Annotated in this window: 19 protein-coding genes; 17 read left to right on the top strand and 2 right to left on the bottom strand. The window is 28.7% G+C overall.

Features of this window, described 5'->3' with window-relative positions:
- Positions 1-12: 12 nt before the first annotated feature.
- The 17 genes from H0I23_RS06390 (at position 13) to H0I23_RS06320 (ending at position 15,655) form a co-directional block, all read left to right on the top strand.
- Positions 13-603, top strand: a complete 591-nt coding sequence (locus H0I23_RS06390) for a DUF6515 family protein (protein ID WP_216785624.1) — start codon at positions 13-15, stop codon at positions 601-603.
- Between the two features lie 222 nt (positions 604-825).
- Positions 826-2,022, top strand: a complete 1,197-nt coding sequence (locus H0I23_RS06385) for a WG repeat-containing protein (protein WP_216785623.1) — start codon at positions 826-828, stop codon at positions 2,020-2,022.
- A gap of 168 nt (positions 2,023-2,190) precedes the next feature.
- A complete protein-coding gene (locus H0I23_RS06380; RefSeq protein WP_216785622.1) occupies positions 2,191-2,766 on the top strand; it encodes a YdeI family protein in 576 nt (191 codons plus the stop codon).
- A gap of 134 nt (positions 2,767-2,900) precedes the next feature.
- Positions 2,901-3,713, top strand: coding sequence for a hypothetical protein (locus tag H0I23_RS06375; RefSeq protein ID WP_216785621.1), 813 nt, complete (start codon positions 2,901-2,903; stop codon positions 3,711-3,713).
- Between the two features lie 248 nt (positions 3,714-3,961).
- On the top strand, positions 3,962-4,225 hold the full coding sequence (locus H0I23_RS16775) for an NAD(P)-binding protein (protein WP_371736670.1): 264 nt from the start codon (positions 3,962-3,964) through the stop codon (positions 4,223-4,225).
- Between the two features lie 26 nt (positions 4,226-4,251).
- The gene (locus H0I23_RS16770; protein WP_254073662.1) at positions 4,252-4,560 is read left to right on the top strand and encodes a hypothetical protein; all 309 of its coding nucleotides are present in this window, start codon (positions 4,252-4,254) and stop codon (positions 4,558-4,560) included.
- An 82-nt stretch (positions 4,561-4,642) separates the two neighbouring features.
- Complete coding sequence (locus H0I23_RS16855; RefSeq protein ID WP_371736669.1) at positions 4,643-5,059, top strand: FAD-dependent monooxygenase; 417 nt, start codon at positions 4,643-4,645, stop codon at positions 5,057-5,059.
- Between the two features lie 237 nt (positions 5,060-5,296).
- On the top strand, positions 5,297-5,797 hold the full coding sequence (locus tag H0I23_RS06365) for a hypothetical protein (RefSeq protein ID WP_216785620.1): 501 nt from the start codon (positions 5,297-5,299) through the stop codon (positions 5,795-5,797).
- Between the two features lie 79 nt (positions 5,798-5,876).
- Positions 5,877-6,341: a hypothetical protein gene (locus tag H0I23_RS06360; protein ID WP_216785619.1), complete on the top strand. Its 465-nt coding sequence runs from the start codon at positions 5,877-5,879 to the stop codon at positions 6,339-6,341.
- 216 nt (positions 6,342-6,557) lie between these two features.
- Positions 6,558-7,460, top strand: coding sequence for a hypothetical protein (locus H0I23_RS06355; RefSeq protein ID WP_216785618.1), 903 nt, complete (start codon positions 6,558-6,560; stop codon positions 7,458-7,460).
- A gap of 228 nt (positions 7,461-7,688) precedes the next feature.
- The gene (locus tag H0I23_RS06350) at positions 7,689-8,084 is read left to right on the top strand and encodes a transposase (RefSeq protein WP_254073593.1); all 396 of its coding nucleotides are present in this window, start codon (positions 7,689-7,691) and stop codon (positions 8,082-8,084) included.
- Complete coding sequence (locus H0I23_RS06345) at positions 8,084-8,941, top strand: IS3 family transposase (protein WP_216783348.1); 858 nt, start codon at positions 8,084-8,086, stop codon at positions 8,939-8,941. Before H0I23_RS06350 ends, H0I23_RS06345 begins: the two co-directional genes overlap by 1 nt.
- Positions 8,942-9,029: 88 nt before the next feature.
- Entirely contained in the window at positions 9,030-10,214 is a 1,185-nt protein-coding gene (locus tag H0I23_RS06340) for an immunity 26/phosphotriesterase HocA family protein (protein WP_216785617.1), read from the top strand.
- Positions 10,215-10,573: 359 nt separating this feature from the next.
- Positions 10,574-10,990, top strand: a complete 417-nt coding sequence (locus H0I23_RS06335; protein ID WP_216785616.1) for a hypothetical protein — start codon at positions 10,574-10,576, stop codon at positions 10,988-10,990.
- Complete coding sequence (locus tag H0I23_RS06330) at positions 10,971-11,135, top strand: hypothetical protein (protein ID WP_216785615.1); 165 nt, start codon at positions 10,971-10,973, stop codon at positions 11,133-11,135. The genes H0I23_RS06335 and H0I23_RS06330 overlap by 20 nt, the downstream gene beginning before the upstream one ends.
- A gap of 335 nt (positions 11,136-11,470) precedes the next feature.
- Positions 11,471-14,953: an AAA domain-containing protein gene (locus H0I23_RS06325; protein ID WP_216785614.1), complete on the top strand. Its 3,483-nt coding sequence runs from the start codon at positions 11,471-11,473 to the stop codon at positions 14,951-14,953.
- Between the two features lie 234 nt (positions 14,954-15,187).
- Complete coding sequence (locus H0I23_RS06320; protein ID WP_216785613.1) at positions 15,188-15,655, top strand: hypothetical protein; 468 nt, start codon at positions 15,188-15,190, stop codon at positions 15,653-15,655.
- Between the two features lie 115 nt (positions 15,656-15,770).
- Here H0I23_RS06320 and H0I23_RS06315 read toward each other — a convergent pair whose 3' ends face one another.
- Both H0I23_RS06315 and H0I23_RS06310 read right to left on the bottom strand, forming a co-directional pair.
- The gene (locus H0I23_RS06315) at positions 15,771-16,100 is read right to left on the bottom strand and encodes a hypothetical protein (RefSeq protein WP_216785612.1); all 330 of its coding nucleotides are present in this window, start codon (positions 16,098-16,100) and stop codon (positions 15,771-15,773) included.
- Positions 16,101-16,114: 14 nt separating this feature from the next.
- Positions 16,115-16,321, bottom strand: a complete 207-nt coding sequence (locus tag H0I23_RS06310; protein ID WP_216785611.1) for a hypothetical protein — start codon at positions 16,319-16,321, stop codon at positions 16,115-16,117.
- Positions 16,322-16,377 lie beyond the last annotated feature (56 nt).

Here is a 16,377-nt window from a genome sequence, read left to right as displayed (position 1 = left end):
AATAGTACGATTATGAAAACAAGAATACAAACCTTAGGTATAGCAGCAATATTACTATTAACTTTTTCAATAGATGCTAATGCGCAAACACGTAATAGAAAAAATACAACGACTACAACAGTAAAAACAACAAGAACTTCTAGTACAGTTAGTAGATCTGTACCTAGAACTAAAGTTGTATATAAAACTCCTAAAAAAAAGGTAGTAACCTACCGTACTGTACCATCTAAAGCTGTTACCGTTAAACATAACAATAACACCTATAAGTATAGTAATAATAAATTTTACCGTCAATATAATGGACGCTATATTTCAGTAGCACCAGTTGTTGGTTTAAGAATAACCACTTTACCAGTAGGGTATAGAATGATAAATGTAAACAATAGAAAATATTATACGTATGATGGTGTGTATTATTCTAATGTTAACAATGAGTATGAAGTAATACAACCAGAAATTGGTACTATAGTTTACGAATTACCAGACGAAGCTGAAAAAGTGGTTTATGATAACGAAACCCTTTACGAATATAATGATGTATTGTATGAGAAAATACAGTACGATGGTACTAGAGCCTATGAGGTTGTTGCCATTATAGAATAACAAAATATACAAGTTTATAAAAAAGCCACTTTTGAAAAAAAGTGGCTTTTTGTTTTTATAGAATGTTTACAAATAATCATATTTCGATTATTATCTGTATTTAAATATTATATATATTAGTAGTTAACTATTTTACTCACAAAACATAACGAAAATCCTACGTAGTTTTTAGTATCATAAAATACTAGTGTTCACATTAGGTGTTTATATAAGTTTCAAAATATGAAAATTAAAAATAATTTACTATTCAGCTTTTATTTAGTTTCGTTTTTGACTTTTGGTCAAAAAAAACTTTATGTAGATAAGCTAACTGATTTTCAAAATGGGTACTCAATAGTTTCAAGAGGTAACATAACTAGCTTTATAGATAGTTTAGGTGTTGAATTAGAGTTAGATAGTGTAAGGTTAAAATTATCTACTACGGGTTCTAATATTGGAATGTTAGAAAATGGTTTATTTATTAATCAAAAAGTTGGTTATAGTTTAATTGGTAATGAGGGAATTAGAAATACAAATGGTGATTATATTGTTCAACCAAATTTCTCAATAACAAATAGTAATGGTTATTATATTTTAATTGATAGATCAGAAATTTTAAATATAAAATATGAAGTGCTGGATAAAAACTGCAAATCTATATTTAAAATTTCGGGTAGTTTAGGAAGTAACAATATACCTATAATACCCTTAACGGATAATATTATAGCAATTACAAATAAAAATAGTTATCCATACCGATATAAATTGAAGTTTATTTATGAGAATAAAGAGACCGAATATAATTTTAATGATTTTGGTAGAGCAAAAAATGGTTTAATAAAAGCTTCTAAGTATAATGAAGAAACAGGAAGCTTTAAATGGGGATATTTAGATGAAGAGGGAAACACTGTAATCGACTTTTTATATACACATCCATTAGGTGATTTTGAAGACAACTTAGCAGTTGTTAAAAATATAGCAGGAAAATTTGGTTATATAAATCTTAAAAATGAGCTTATCATAGATACAAAATTTGTTGAAGCTTATGGTTTTGTAAATAATCGAGCAATAGTTAGGGTTCACAAGTATAAAAAAATTGCCGGAAAACTAAATAATGGATATAGAATTATAAATAAAAACGGAGAAATTGTATATGATTTCGAAGATTTAAAACCAATTGAAGCCACTGCATATCGTTATTTTAATATTACAGGTATTGAAGAAAATAGTATAATTAGAGTTAATAATTCTAAATCAAAAAAATATTTATTGAATTTAGATAATCAAAAACTGATTGGCAAAGGTTTTTTAAGTCTTAATAAATTTAATTCAGGTTTAGCATTTGTAAAATTTATTGACGATAGTGGTATAAAAAATGAAGGTTTTATCAATAAAGAAGGAGAATTAATTTATTTGAAATCACAAAAAAGTCAATTTTAATGATAAAACTAAAATGCGAGACAAAGTTGTAAATAAGAATTATTGCGAATCGCTTATTAAAAATTTACCTTAAGAACCAAAAGTTATTTCTTATGCTATGGAAAATTGGCTACTTAAATAAAATACTATTTTTAGCATATAAAACTATGTTAAGCTATTAATGAGTGTATGAAAGATATAGAAGACTATTGTCCTTTTGATAAAAAAGATTGGAGAAAATGGCTTGAATTGAATCACAATAAAAAAGAGGCACTTTGGCTCATTTTTTATAAGAAAAAATCTCCAAATTATAATTTGAGTTGGAGTGAATCTGTAGATGAAGCACTTTGTTTTGGTTGGATTGACAGTACTAAAAGAACAATAGACGACGAGAAATACAAACAATATTTTAGCAAAAGAAAAGCAAAAAGTAATTGGTCTAAAATAAATAAGGATAAAGTAAAAACCTTAATTGACCAGGGACTTATGAAAAAAGAAGGTTATAAAAGCATTGAAGTAGCAAAAGAAAATGGTTATTGGACTATTTTAGATGGAGTAGAAGCACTTCTAATTCCTGAAGATTTAAAAAAAGAGTTTAAAACTCAAAACGGAGCAAAGGAATACTTTGATAGTTTAAGTAAGTCAGTTAAAAAGATTTTGTTGTATTGGGTTATTTCTGCTAAAAGAAAAGAAACAAGACAAAAGAGAATTTTAGAAATTGTAGAAAATGCAAGTAAAAAATTGCTACCAAAGCAATTTAGGTAGCATAAAATAGCTTAAAACCTGACTCGTTGAAACAGAGGATAACAACTAGACTTTATTTTAACTAGAAATGAAGTTGATTTTTTAAATGATATGTTTTAGAAATAAAAAAGTAAGTAGCAATTAAAATATAAAATATGGGTTGGGATATAAGTTATCATCCGATATCAGAGAGTCAAATACAAGAGTGGTATTTTAATGTATTAGAAGATCAAAATTTAATTGATAAGTTATCAAAAGAGTATAAAATTGAAGATTTTTATAAAGAAAAATACTCAAATGCAATAAACTACGGATTAGAAATTAAGAAAAGTTTAGAAGAAGGCGATACTGCTGTATTCGAAAAAAATCATGGTTTTTTTATAGCTGTAGTCCAAGGTTTTTTTCAACAGTACTTTTATACTAGAGGTTCGGCTCTTTCTTTCTCAGAAAGTGGTTTGCTCGAAAAATATTTTAAAAAGTGGAATGATATTTTATTAGATAAACAACAACTAAAAAGTGAATTTTATAATAGAATTTCAGAAAACTATTCATCCGGTGTTTATATTCCAAAAGATAAAGTAGTTGAGTTATTAAAAGATTATGAAACAGATTCTGATTTGAAAGAAGAGTTAGATAGTTTGTTTTCTTATAGTAGGATTGATGTTTTTTTAAAAGCTTTAAATTTCGCAAAAAACAATGATTTAGGAGTATTAGAGGCGACGGAAGTAGTTGAGCCTTTTCCATTTGATTTAAATAACTCTTCTTCATATTCAAATTTATTTAATTGTGATATAGACGGTCCGTTACTTTATCAGCAAGCCGCTATGGGACAAATTGCTGAAATTGAAAAAAATGAAAACTTAGAAGAAGGAAAGATTTCTTCAAAAATTGAATATAAAGTGGTCAATATAGAGCCAAAAAAAGAAGAAGAAAAAAAGGGATTCTGGAAAAAACTATTTGGAAAATAGAATGATAGTTACCAAGTCTAAAATCAATACATAAAATTAAAATGAAAGAAACAATTGAAATACCATCTATTATTTCTACTACATTAAAATATGATTTAAAAAAATCAGGACAATTACTACAAACTGAATTTACTCTAAATAAAAATGTTAAGTAATCTTTTTGGTAAAAGATAACCAGTTAGTAAGTCTAACAAGTTTTGCTTATAGCTAAGCTATTATCTTAAATAAAATAATTATGAAATTTTGATATTATTGGAGCTGGAATAGGAGGGTTAACTACTGCAATTGCACTGGAACAAAAAGGTTTTAAAATAAGAATTTTTGAACAAGCTGAACAATTAAAACCAGTTGGAGCAGGAATTATTCTAGCCAATAATGCAATGCAAGTGTATGAAAGGCTAGGTTTAAGAAAAGTAATTGAAGAAAATGGAAATCCAATTTCTATATTGAAAATTACCAAACCTAATTTAAAGCCACTTTCTAAAATTGACTTGTCTTATTTTATGATATAAAAAATATTGCGATTCATAGAGGAAAATTGCAGCAAATATTAATTGACAGTTTAAAGTATGCTAAAATTGAATTAAAACATAAACTTATTTCAATAGTCAAAAAAGAAAATAATTATTCTCTAAAATTTAAAAATGAAAACCAAATTAAATCTTCAATCATTTTGGGCGCTGATGGACTAAATTTTATTGTTCGAAAAAATATATTGCCAAATAATAGTGTCAGAAAAGCAAATCAAATATGTTGGCGAAGAATTACAAAATATGATTTACCGAACAAATTTAAAAATGAATTAAATGAAGCTTGGGGAAAATCAAAACGTTTTGGTTTTGTCTAAATTGAAGAACATAAAGTGTATTGGTATGCTTTAAAAGCGTTTGAAAAAAATAAGAATGAATTTTCAATCAATAAATTAGAGCATTATTTTAGTAATTAAAAACATTATAAAAGCTACACAAAAAAAACACATAAATACTGCTGAAATTTCAGATTTAAAACCAAAAAACATCTGGTATAAAGAAAAGATATGTTTAATAGGAGATTCGGCTCATATAACAACCCCAAATATGGGGCAAGGTGCTTGCCAGGCTATTGAAGATGCTTATGTGCTTTCAGAATGTATTAGTAAATATGAAATTATTATAGCATTTAAAAAGTACCAAAAATTAAGATTACCTAAAACGCACAAAGTAGTAAAAGCAAGTTGGCAGGTTAGAAAAATAGCACATCTCAAAAACCCATTATTAATAGGGTTGCCCAATCAAACACTAAGGTTAACACCACCTTCAATTAATAGAAAACAGAATAAGCAAATTTTTTACTTAGTAGAAGTTTGATATTGAAAATTAATTAGTTGTATGTAATCATTTAGTAAAGTTTATAAGTGGACTTTTTGTTTTTATACTAAAAACGACGTTATAGCGAATATTATCTATAAATATTATATATATTAGTAGAGAGATATTTATCTTTTAATAAAGAAAGAAAATCTCACAAAGTTTTTTAGTGTTTTTAAAATACTAGGGAGCGTTATATGAATAATAATAGTGTTTATACATATAGATTTACGTTTTATGAAAAGTGAAAAAAGATACACAAAAACTATTTTCCAGTTTCAGAGCGAATTTCAACCACAACAAATTTGGAATTTTTTAATTCATCCTGAGTTTGCCGTTGAATTTGCAAAAGATCCTTGCTATCATAATGAGATTGATACATCATTTAAATTAGAAAAAGGATATCAATGGAAAGAAATTCATACAGGTGAAGATTGTAAGGGAGATATAGTAGTTTGTAAAATTACAGATGTTAATGAATATACTAGTTTTAGTACTGTCAGGCATCAAACAGGCATTAAAAACACAACAATATTAAATTTAGAAAAAAACCAAAAAGGGACAATTATTACAGAAATACAGAAATTCTCTTTAAGTTATAAAAACATAAAACCAATAAATACAATTTCTTGGTTGATGTTGGTTACAGGGATACTAATTAAATTTTCATTTAAACCTGAAGAGGATAAATTTTGGTTTAAAAAATTAGAAGAGAAATTACAATCTCAATTACTTTAAAAGAGCATATGATAAATTTTAATGCTTTTAAAATATTATAGAGAGTATCATATACTCATTAAAAAATAAATTATAAAAAATGGGTTTTAATATCGCAGGATTACTTATTAAAGGAGAAGCAGACGAAACAGAAATTGAAAAGTTTATCGGCAGCAAAATTACTTTTTCTACTGAGGTAGATATGGAAAAAGCTACGAGTAGTTATCGAGAAGAAAATACTATCGATATTCTAAAAACAGAGACAGGAAGTCTTGTTATTACTGAATTAGGACAAGTGTACGATATTTCAAACTTTGACGGTGAGATTATACAATTTATGATTTCAGACGTATCAGATACATATTACTTTGAAAAATTTAGTAGAGGAAATCTTGATAGAAAGTATATCTATTCGCAAGGAGAAGTCGCAGAAGACGAGGGTAATGGTATTATCAAGGAAGATGATGATATGATGGATTTGATATGGGAGTTAACGGATACTTATCTTCAAAATGACTTTTTAGAGAATATGTTTGATCAAAAATTTAAGCGATACTCATTTTAAATGAAAATTGGTGATTGAAGCTATAATTAATATAGGGTCTTATGCGAATAACATGTATAAGTATTATTATAATTAGTGTGTAGTGTTTACAAATAAAAAATTTACAAATGTAATGCCTTAAAATACTAAAGAATTTATACGGTTTATAGAAATAATAGAAAATAACAGTACTTGTACGGTTAGCCGTACGTTGGCAAACATTTAATAAGAGAATATTTGAGCAAGATTGACCCAAATAATACAAAAGAATTAAAAGAGTATCTAGCAAGTCTTTCACCTGAATATGTGGAGAAAAGAAACCAAGAGCAAGTTGAGGAAAATAAAGAAATGTTCTCGGAATTTAAAGATGCTTTTTCAAAATCTTGTTGTTTTCTATGCGGTAATAAGCTTGATACATTCTATGAAGATGAACCTTGCTTTCATTGGTTTTTAAGACCAAATGGAATCCGTAAAAAGCATTTTAAAAGTTATTTATCCGAACCTATTGGATTTTTCCGACTTGAAAGTTATCTAAGGTGGGTTGCAACAACTGAAAATTTTATAAAGAACATAAATGACTTGGAAAGTGAAACTTCTAAAAGTAAAATAAGAGAAGTAACTATAAAGTATAAAAACATAGAATGGTCTCTACACTTTGGAAAAACTGATTTAGCTGGACATTCACCTTCAAAAAATGCCGACTTCCCCCATTTTCATATGCAAATGCTAATTGACAATAATCCATTTATAAGGTTTAATGATTTTCATATTCCATTTTCTAAATATGACTTAATCGACATAAAATTAATGGATGAGGCAAGTGACTTGATTAAATTTGGACATAGTCAAGCACCTGGTATGTCAGTTATTGAAGATGAGGAATTGCTAAATAAAATGGATGAATTAATGGTTGCTGCCGAAAATATGGATTCTGCAACTTTTAATACCCAAACAATGGCGGCAATGCCAGAAGGAATGACAATGGATGGCGATAAATTACAATTAATGTTCAAGGAAAATAAAGAGACTAAAGTTCCTTTAAGACATTTGATGAAAAAGTATTTTCCTGAAGTAAATCTAGTAACAAATATTGAGCCTCCAGATGGATTTCCTGATAAGAAGACTAGAAATAAAAGGTAAAAAACGATTTACCAACAAAACCTAAACGTAATACGGACTTTAAGGCAAAATTGAAAGGTCTGTGTATATTTATGAAGTCGCAAAATCTTATGGATTTAGCTTTGGACAAGAAAAGAAAAAGCAAAACAATAAGCTTTAGCTTCGTGCTAAGACGGAAACGAAAAGTTTCCTTACTACCGCACTACGCTTAGCTCAAACGTTGCCAGCAATGTTGACCCGTCCTGAAATATGTATACAAAACACTTCAAGTATATGTATAAAAATGATGGATATGTAAAACGCTATAGTGAGAGCTTTAAGCTCAAAGTCTTGGCAGAACTTACCAAAGGAAACCATTCCAAAAGACAAATTGCATTAACTTACGGTATTCAATCCAGTACTATAAACGTATGGATCAAAAAGTATGATCGTAAAGATTTAATGAATACCCGTGTAACCGTGCAAACAGACGATGAACTTTCCCGTATCAAAGCCCTTCAAAAAGAGCTCAATCAACTTAAGGACCTTCTCATTAAAAAGGACCTGGACAAACTGGTGACCGATAGCTATCTCGAGGTAGCGGCCGAGAACCTAGGCTATAGAGATGTTGAAGAATTAAAAAAAAACTTAAACATAAAGCCCTAATGAAAGTAGCACCGATAAACCGTAATGAAAGGCTCTATTCAATTTGTACTATCTGTAATGCCTTTGATCTGAAAAGAGATGCCTATTACAAATTCCAAAAACGTTTTGTTATCAAAAAACAGATAGAACAAGATGTAATCCAACTTGTTCGGGAAAGTAGAAGAACACTACCTCGAGAAGGTACCAGAAAACTCATGAGATCATTAAAAAATGAGTTTCAAAAGTACGACCTTAAAGTCGGTAGAGACCAGCTGTTCCGTATCCTAAGAGAAAATCGATTACTCGTTAGAAGAAAAAAATATTCTTCTAGAACCACAAATTCATATCATAGGTTTTATAAGTATGGTAATATTATAAAAGACTTGAAAATCAATAGACCTAATCAAGTCTGGGCTTCCGATATAACCTACATCAGAACCATTAAAGGATTCTGTTACCTAGCATTGATTACAGATATGTACTCACGTAAAATCGTTGGATATGACCTAAGTGATAGCCTAGAACTAAAAGGGTGTGTCAGAGCTTTAAATAAGGCTATTTACAATGCCAAGAATATTGACCAACTTATTCATCACTCGGACAGAGGTATTCAATATTGCAGTAATGTCTATACTCAAATATTGAAAAGAAAGAAAATTAAAATCAGTATGACTGAAGAAAACCATTGCTATGAAAATGCCCTAGCAGAAAGGGTAAACGGTATTCTAAAAGATGAATTCTATCTTGACCAAACCTTTACCAGCGTGATACATGCGAAAAAAGCAGCCAAAAATGCAATCAAATTATACAACTCTAAAAGATTGCATTTATCTTTAGATTATAAAACACCTAATTACGTGCATCAATATGCCGCTTAAAACTAATATTAATCTGTAGCCGTATTTTAGGACGTGACATGTGGTTTTTAAAATTATGGCTTAAAATAGTTATTAATAAAAGAATATTATGATTTTTGAATTACAAAACGAAGAAAGGAAATATTTAGGTTTAAGACAAGTAGAAGATAATTGGGATAAGATTAAAATATCGGATCTAATGTATCTTTATTTTGATGGAAATATAATCAAAAAGCGAATAAGGTTTATGCAAAATGAGCATAATACATATCAGGAAAATGATTTAGATGAAAAAACAGAGGATAGAAAATTTTTAATTCCAAAGACAAAGAAAGGAAAACCTAAAAAAATAAATTTTTCTTCTATGATCTCTAAAGAAGGAACTATGTGTTTTTATTATTCTTCAAATTATTCATCAGTTTCAATTACCAATAACATTTCTAATAGAGATTTTTATTCATCTACTTTTGAAAACCTTAAAATACCAGATTATATTAGTTTAAGGAAATGGATAAAGCAATACATAAATGATAGCAATGATAAAGACCTACTTGCTCTCAAAGACTTTAGTAAAGAAACAAACACAAAAAAAAAAATAAAAGTAGGAGATTTTTTTTGCTTCAAAGTTGATAGAAGAAATTATGGTTTTGGTAGAATTATAGCTGATATATCAAAATTAAGTAAAGATGGAGCGCTTGATAATGATAACAATTATGGTTTAAAAAATTTGTTTGGAAAAGCATTAATTGTTAAAGTTTATCATAAAATAAGTAAATTAAAAGAGTTAAATATAACTGATATAAAAAGCAACAAAAGTTTTCCTTCTCAATATATCTTCGACACCAATTTTCGAAATGGAGAATATGAAATCGTGGGAAATTTACCTATCGAAAATGAAGATATCGATTATCCTATTTCGTATTCTAAGGGAATAGATTATAATTCTAAAAACATTGTTTATATTCAATGGGGCTTGATTTATAAAGAAAAAAATATTTTAGAATATGATGACAATTTATTAATAAAAGATTCAGACCCTAGAAAAACAATTGAAACACCATTTAGAAATGAAGGCATTGGTTGGAGTCTAAAAATATTAAAGTCAATCATAGAGGATTCAATTCAAGATAATAGCAATAAACCATTTTGGGAAAGTACATGTTTTTTTATGACTCGTTGGGATCTTAGAAATCCGAAAAATAAAAAAACAAGAGAAGAATTATTTAAAGTATTTAACATTAATCCAATACTTGAATATAATAAAAACTTAAAAACGCATATATCAACACCTTAAATATAGTTTAGACTATCTACTTCCTTTCGAAGAAACTTGAAAACATAAGAAATTTGAAATCCCTGAGTCCAATAATTGTGAAAATAAAATAGATGCTAACGCGAATGGAGTTATAGGCGTTGGAAGAGACACAAAACAATGCAGGCAACAAGGTATAAAAAAAATAAGGACATTTGAAATAAATTGAAAAGTGTACTTCTCAATGAAACCCGCCAAATTAAAAATTTGACGTTTTATTAAATACAGATTAAAACGAAAATTTGTGAATTTGGCTAAACGACTAACTGAAAGTAAGTGCTTTTAAACTCCTTACTTTTATTATACCAAGCCGTTAGCAGCAATTAAAAACAGAATTACTAATGATAAAATTTACCGAATGTTTAAATGACACTTGGGACTACTTTTTTTTAGGAGACCCTTCTAAACTTTCATTATTCAAATCGGATAATAATCTTTCTAATAATCTAATTTCTGAATTTACAGAAAATAATAGCGGAGATTTAGTTGTAGAAAAGGGCGCTTTAATTCCATTATCAGGAATTGCTAATTATCCATATCATATTTTTTTTCAAATTAATTCTGAGGATTCCATATTTGATAACAATGAGAATGATTTACAATTCAAAAGAGTTGGTTATTTTCTCGAAATAGTTAATCAAGAAATATATTTAATGACTATTCCTTATCTTAAAAATTGGACTGAAGAAAACGGAATAAACTCTTTAAAATCAAATGGAATTCGCCCGAAAATTAATCTTGAAAAACGGATTTTATAGTGTTGAGATTTTGGGTGGAGAAACTAATCAAGAAAGTGGTTGGGAGCCTACATTAGAATTTATTCTGAAGAAGAAGGACAAAGAAATAAAACTTACTGCGGAAGATGTGAACTTTAAATTTCAAATAAAGAGCAAGGAATATTAAAGAAAAAAGCTGCTAACACGGTATAAAAAACATAGGGCGTTTGTGCTAAATTCAAAGTTCTGTGCATATTTACAAAGTCCGCTAAATATAAAATTTGGCGTTTATAGAAAAAAAATAAAAGCAAAATTTTTATATTTAGCTAAGTAATAAACTGAAACGATAGTGCTTATTTATTGCCCTACGTTTCTTATACTAAACGTTAGCTGCAAGCGGAAGAAAAAACTAACAAATATAACCAAACGATTTCTTAACTAGTTTTTAAGTTGAAATGTAATATTTATAGTTATAATTAAAACCATAGATTTAGAAGAAATTTCATCTTAAAAACTTAATAAATGAAGGAAACAAGTAAATGGTTAAACTATTACAGAGCATCGTTAATTGATGGTAATAGAGGTGATAAAAAACCCCTTACGCGTAATTTTATTGAGCGAAATACAAGTATGATTTCTAATTTTAATGAAGCAGAAATTAAAAGCTTTTGGAAAGATTTTAAGAAAGATGAAAAAACGTTATTTAATGATATAGAAATAGCACCTTTTTATATTGCATCAGAAGTTAAACATGGGTCTAATAAAAGAGACTCAAAAAAACACTTTCCTTTTTGGATAAAAGCTCGAGTGAACAAAGAAGGTATACTGAGTCCGCCAAAAGAATCGAAACCACCTGAATTCCTTAGAGTTTTTTTAAGCCCTAATCCGGGTAACTACCCTACCATAACCAGTATAGAAAAGCTAGATCGTTCAATAGCGAAAACTGAAATAAGTATTGAAAACTGGGAGCAATATTGGGAAGACTGTGAGAGATTTTTTTATAAAGTGACAAATAGAAAATTTAAAGAATATCACGAAGAAGATATTTATCAATTTGCCATTGCTGAGAATAGCGACGATTCTGTAATACAAAATATATTACAACTATATAATGCTTTAACAGATAAAAAAAACAAATCAGAATACCCTCTATTAAATAATGTTTTAGAAGTAGAACCAGAAGTTAAGAACCATGAATTAACAGAAGAAGAAATCTTTCTTAACCCTTATCATTGTGGACAAATGAGTGGTGAGTATCCTCTCTCCGAATCACAACGTGTAGCTTTTGCTCAATTTAGCTCCAAATACAATAAAAAAGCATTTGCTGTTAATGGCCCTCCTGGTACAGGTAAGACATTTATCTTACAAAGTTTTATAGCTAATATTGTAAGTAAATCTGTACTTAACTCTGCAGAAGCTCCTCTTATAATGGGTAGTTCTACAAACAACCAAGCAATTACAAACATTCTTGACAGTATGACCTTAGATGGTGGGGATACTTTAAATAGTAGATGGATTCCAGATGTAAACTCTTTTGGCCTTTACCTCTGTTCAAAAGCCAAAGCTGAAACAGGGAAATATCAATCTGCTACCTCAAAGTATTTAAATGATTTCTTTTTAGAGAAATTAGAAGATTACTCAAAGATAGATGAATATAAAAAATTCTTTTTAAAACAATTAAGAACCCAGTTCAGGACGGAGACCATAGATAAGGATACTGATGTTAAAGCTTTTTTACTAAAAAGAATAAAAGCACTTAAAACTACTATTCATGAGACAATTAGTATAGCGATCAAGAAGCATAAGATACCTGAATTATTAATAGACAAATACTATAAAAGTACAGAAGAGTTAATTTCAAAGACAGCTCAACTTAAGGATAAATTAATTAAAAATTCTAATAAAGAGGAACAGTTAAAAAGTATATTAAATCAGTTAGAAGAAAAAAACGCTAATTTCCCTATGCTCATAAGGCTTTTGCCTTTGAGGAAATTTCAAGAAATAAAAACCAACTCTTTTAAGTTAATTGCCCACCCATTTATTAATGAGTTCATAGATTTTAATGACTGGAGTATTTACCTTAAAGTTTATAGTCGGTTAGAAGAGGTTTTACTGAACACCATTAAACAACAAGAAAACTTACAGTATAATCTAGATGAACTCCTCCTTTTAGTTAAAGAAATAAAGACAAGAAACAGTCTTTATGAAAACTTCAAATCAAAATGGAGTGACACGTATTCAAAGAAATGGGTTAAGTTAATTAAGAAAACCAATGATGAGTATAATAACCTTGATACACTGAGAGATACAGCTGTAAAACTAGACATTTCTTATAGATATGAACTTTTTTGGCTCTCTACTCACTATAGAGAATGGGAATACATAGAAGAATTAGAAAACAAAAAAGAAAACGAAGAAAAGTATAAAAAGGAAAACAAGGAGTTAGGAGAAAAAAGTTATGCTAAAAAGCTTAGACGAATTGCTAAAATCTCACCTTTGTACATCGCTACCTTTCATTCTTTACCTAAATTTTTAACGTATTATAATCATAAAGAGGGACAGAAATATTACAAAGAATTATTTGATTTAATGATTGTGGACGAATCTGGTCAAGTATCTCCTGAAGTGGCAATACCGTCATTATCCTTAACAAAAAAGATACTAGCTGTTGGTGATGTGCATCAGATAGAACCGGTATGGAATGTCACGGAAAACATAGACTTTTTTAATGCTAAGAAATATGATGTGATCAAGTCTGAAGATGAGTTTGAAAGAAATGCATCTCTCGGCTTCAATGCATCGAATGGAAACCTAATGAGGATAATTAGAAATGCAACTCCATTCATCTATAAACATCAAAATAATAAATTGGAAAAAGGAGCTTATTTATTAGAACACAGAAGATGCTTAGACCCTATTGCAGAATATTCAAAAGACAATATTTATAGTGGTTCATTAAAATTAATGGGAGGTAAAAGTAATGATACGTACGAAATACCTCCTCTGGGTTATATACATGTAAATGGAAGCTCCGAAAAGCATAACGGTAGTAGTAAGAAGAATGTAAAGGAGGCCAATGCCATTGTTCAATGGATTATTAGTAAAAGAGAGGAAATAGAAACAGCATACGGCAAGCCAATTGATGAAGTCTTAGCTGTTGTAACACCTTTTTCGGCACAAAAAACAATTATTAAAGGGATTTTAAAAAATCAACTAGGGGAAGAAATATCAGAAAAAATAATTGTAGGAACAGTTCACGCTCTTCAAGGAACAGAGAGAGCTATTATCTTATTCTCTAGTGTACACGGTATAGAAGATACTTCTTTGTTTTTTGATTTTGAGGGTAAATTTAACATGCTTAATGTGGCTCTTACTCGAGCAAAACACTCTTTTATCGTTATAGGTAATATGGGAGTGTTTAACCCAAAAGATAAAACACCATCAGGAAGACTAGCAGAAAAATTACTTTCTAGCGAGTCATATGCGCTAGACGAACGCTTTATTTTTAAATCAGAGCTGGTCTACCAGAATACTCCTCAAAATAAAGTTACTCGTATCGATGATTTAGATATGCATCGGAAACTATTAAAAAGGTGTTTTGACTCCGTAGAAAAGGAATTAATTATCTTTTCTCCTTTCCTTTCTATAAACGCAATTAAAGAAGACAACATTATATCTTTAATTAAAGAATGTACAACTAAAAACATAAAAATAACAATTGTAACAGATAACAACCTTGATAAAAAAGACGGTCAATTAAAAAGACATAGTAAACTAGGTAGAGAAGCTATTTCTGAAACTAAAGCTGAATTGGTAATTGTTAATGGTATTCATAACAAGACTATTTGTATTGACAATAAAGTTTTAATTGAAGGTTCATTTAATTGGCTCTCTGCCACAAGAGACTCGAGCAGTCCATACCATAGAAATGAAACTTCAATAATTATTCAGGGTGACATGGTTGAAAACGAAATAAGTAAAATAAAAGATAAGTTTTCAATTTGATAAAAACATTTGCTAACAAGGTATAAGAAAATAGGTTATTTGTGCTAAACCGAAAGTTCTGTGCTTTTTAACAAAGTCCATCAAATCTTTTTATTTGGTTTAAAAATGAAAAGATAAAACAAAATAAAAAGTTTTAGCTAAGTAATTAATTGAAAGCTTAGTACTTTTAAGTCCCGAACTAAAAATAGCCGAATGTTGTGTTGCATTTACTACTCAAACTTCTGAATTGAATAAATGAAAAAAATAATATTTAGATTGACCTTACCTTTAACTTTAATTTCATTCGGAATTATAACAAAATGGTCGTATGGAATTGTAATTGACGGAACAGATGAGTTTTTATATGGATTTCCTCTGATTTATAAATGTGACGGGTTTCATACTTCTTTATCTACACAATATTTTCTGACTGAAATGATAGTTAATTTGTTGACTTATTTTACGTTTTGGCTAATTATAACATTAATTCTAAACCGGTTTTGGAAAATCAATATTCCGAAACGTATTTCGAAAATATTTTGGATTGGTTATGCAGTTTTATTTGCAGTATTTATCTATTTTTCAAATGACTTCGATGACCGATATTCAACAAAACGTGACTTTGAAGTTAAAATATTTGACAGCGGAATTTCAATTTTTGGAATTCACTCGACCGATAGAGAAAAATATCAAACTGAAATAAAAAATTGGGATGTAAAATAAAAACGACACTATAACAATGACTAAAACTAATGTAGGTTTGGAGTTTTACACCAAGGTCATATATGTATATTTATGAGGCTGTAAAATTTTTGGAATTTTGCTATAAAAAGCAAACCTATTTTACTTTCAATTCAATATTTGAAGTATACATAATTTTATTAATTTCTTGTTTAATTTCATAAAGCTTATCCATTTCATTGGGTATGGTTACAACGTCGCCTACTAATCCCGAAACTTTAAACTGAAGTCCTTTTCTTGTTTGGTTGATTGAATTAATTTTTTGCGCATAAAAGGTTTTATCATCATGCGTACCAAAACGGTTTACCCGATTATAAAAATACTTTTGCACAAAATTAAGCTCCTCCATAAACCTTGCACTTGTTCCTATTGTAATTGCGTCATCGGCGATGGTAACAAATCTATGTTTGCTTAATTTAAACAACATATCATTTATTTGTTTCACAATAAAGAAAATAGCACCGCAAATAATAAGACTACTAAAATTAAGGGAATCACAGGGATTTTCGCTCCATCTTCTGAAAATAAAAAAACGGTAAAACCTATAATCAAAGTCAGTATAATTCCTGTAGAAATAATCGTGACTTTTTTCTTTTTTTTAGCTAATTCCTTAATTTTCTTTTGATCTGTGATTGTATACGTTTTCATTATATCTTTTTTAGTCAACATACGATTTCCATACTCTTTAGTATTAGTTATCCAGA

The organism is Cellulophaga sp. HaHaR_3_176 (genome assembly GCF_019021925.1).
Lineage (GTDB): Bacteria > Bacteroidota > Bacteroidia > Flavobacteriales > Flavobacteriaceae > Cellulophaga.
Note: the sequence above shows the minus strand (reverse complement) of the source record. Positions and strands in the feature narration are given on the sequence as shown.

Bases quoted from the DNA above. Each gene is read 5' to 3' on its own strand.
- H0I23_RS06390 (WP_216785624.1), top strand. From the start codon at position 13: ATGAAAACAAGAATACAAACCTTAGGTATAGCAGCAATATTACTATTA.
- H0I23_RS06385 (WP_216785623.1), top strand. From the start codon at position 826: ATGAAAATTAAAAATAATTTACTATTCAGCTTTTATTTAGTTTCGTTT.
- H0I23_RS06380 (WP_216785622.1), top strand. From the start codon at position 2,191: ATGAAAGATATAGAAGACTATTGTCCTTTTGATAAAAAAGATTGGAGA.
- H0I23_RS06375 (WP_216785621.1), top strand. From the start codon at position 2,901: ATGGGTTGGGATATAAGTTATCATCCGATATCAGAGAGTCAAATACAA.
- H0I23_RS06365 (WP_216785620.1), top strand. From the start codon at position 5,297: ATGAAAAGTGAAAAAAGATACACAAAAACTATTTTCCAGTTTCAGAGC.
- H0I23_RS06360 (WP_216785619.1), top strand. From the start codon at position 5,877: ATGGGTTTTAATATCGCAGGATTACTTATTAAAGGAGAAGCAGACGAA.
- H0I23_RS06350 (WP_254073593.1), top strand. From the start codon at position 7,689: ATGTATACAAAACACTTCAAGTATATGTATAAAAATGATGGATATGTA.
- H0I23_RS06345 (WP_216783348.1), top strand. From the start codon at position 8,084: ATGAAAGTAGCACCGATAAACCGTAATGAAAGGCTCTATTCAATTTGT.
- H0I23_RS06340 (WP_216785617.1), top strand. From the start codon at position 9,030: ATGATTTTTGAATTACAAAACGAAGAAAGGAAATATTTAGGTTTAAGA.
- H0I23_RS06335 (WP_216785616.1), top strand. From the start codon at position 10,574: ATGATAAAATTTACCGAATGTTTAAATGACACTTGGGACTACTTTTTT.
- H0I23_RS06325 (WP_216785614.1), top strand. From the start codon at position 11,471: ATGAAGGAAACAAGTAAATGGTTAAACTATTACAGAGCATCGTTAATT.
- H0I23_RS06320 (WP_216785613.1), top strand. From the start codon at position 15,188: ATGAAAAAAATAATATTTAGATTGACCTTACCTTTAACTTTAATTTCA.
- H0I23_RS06315 (WP_216785612.1), bottom strand. From the start codon at position 16,100: ATGTTGTTTAAATTAAGCAAACATAGATTTGTTACCATCGCCGATGAC.
- H0I23_RS06310 (WP_216785611.1), bottom strand. From the start codon at position 16,321: ATGAAAACGTATACAATCACAGATCAAAAGAAAATTAAGGAATTAGCT.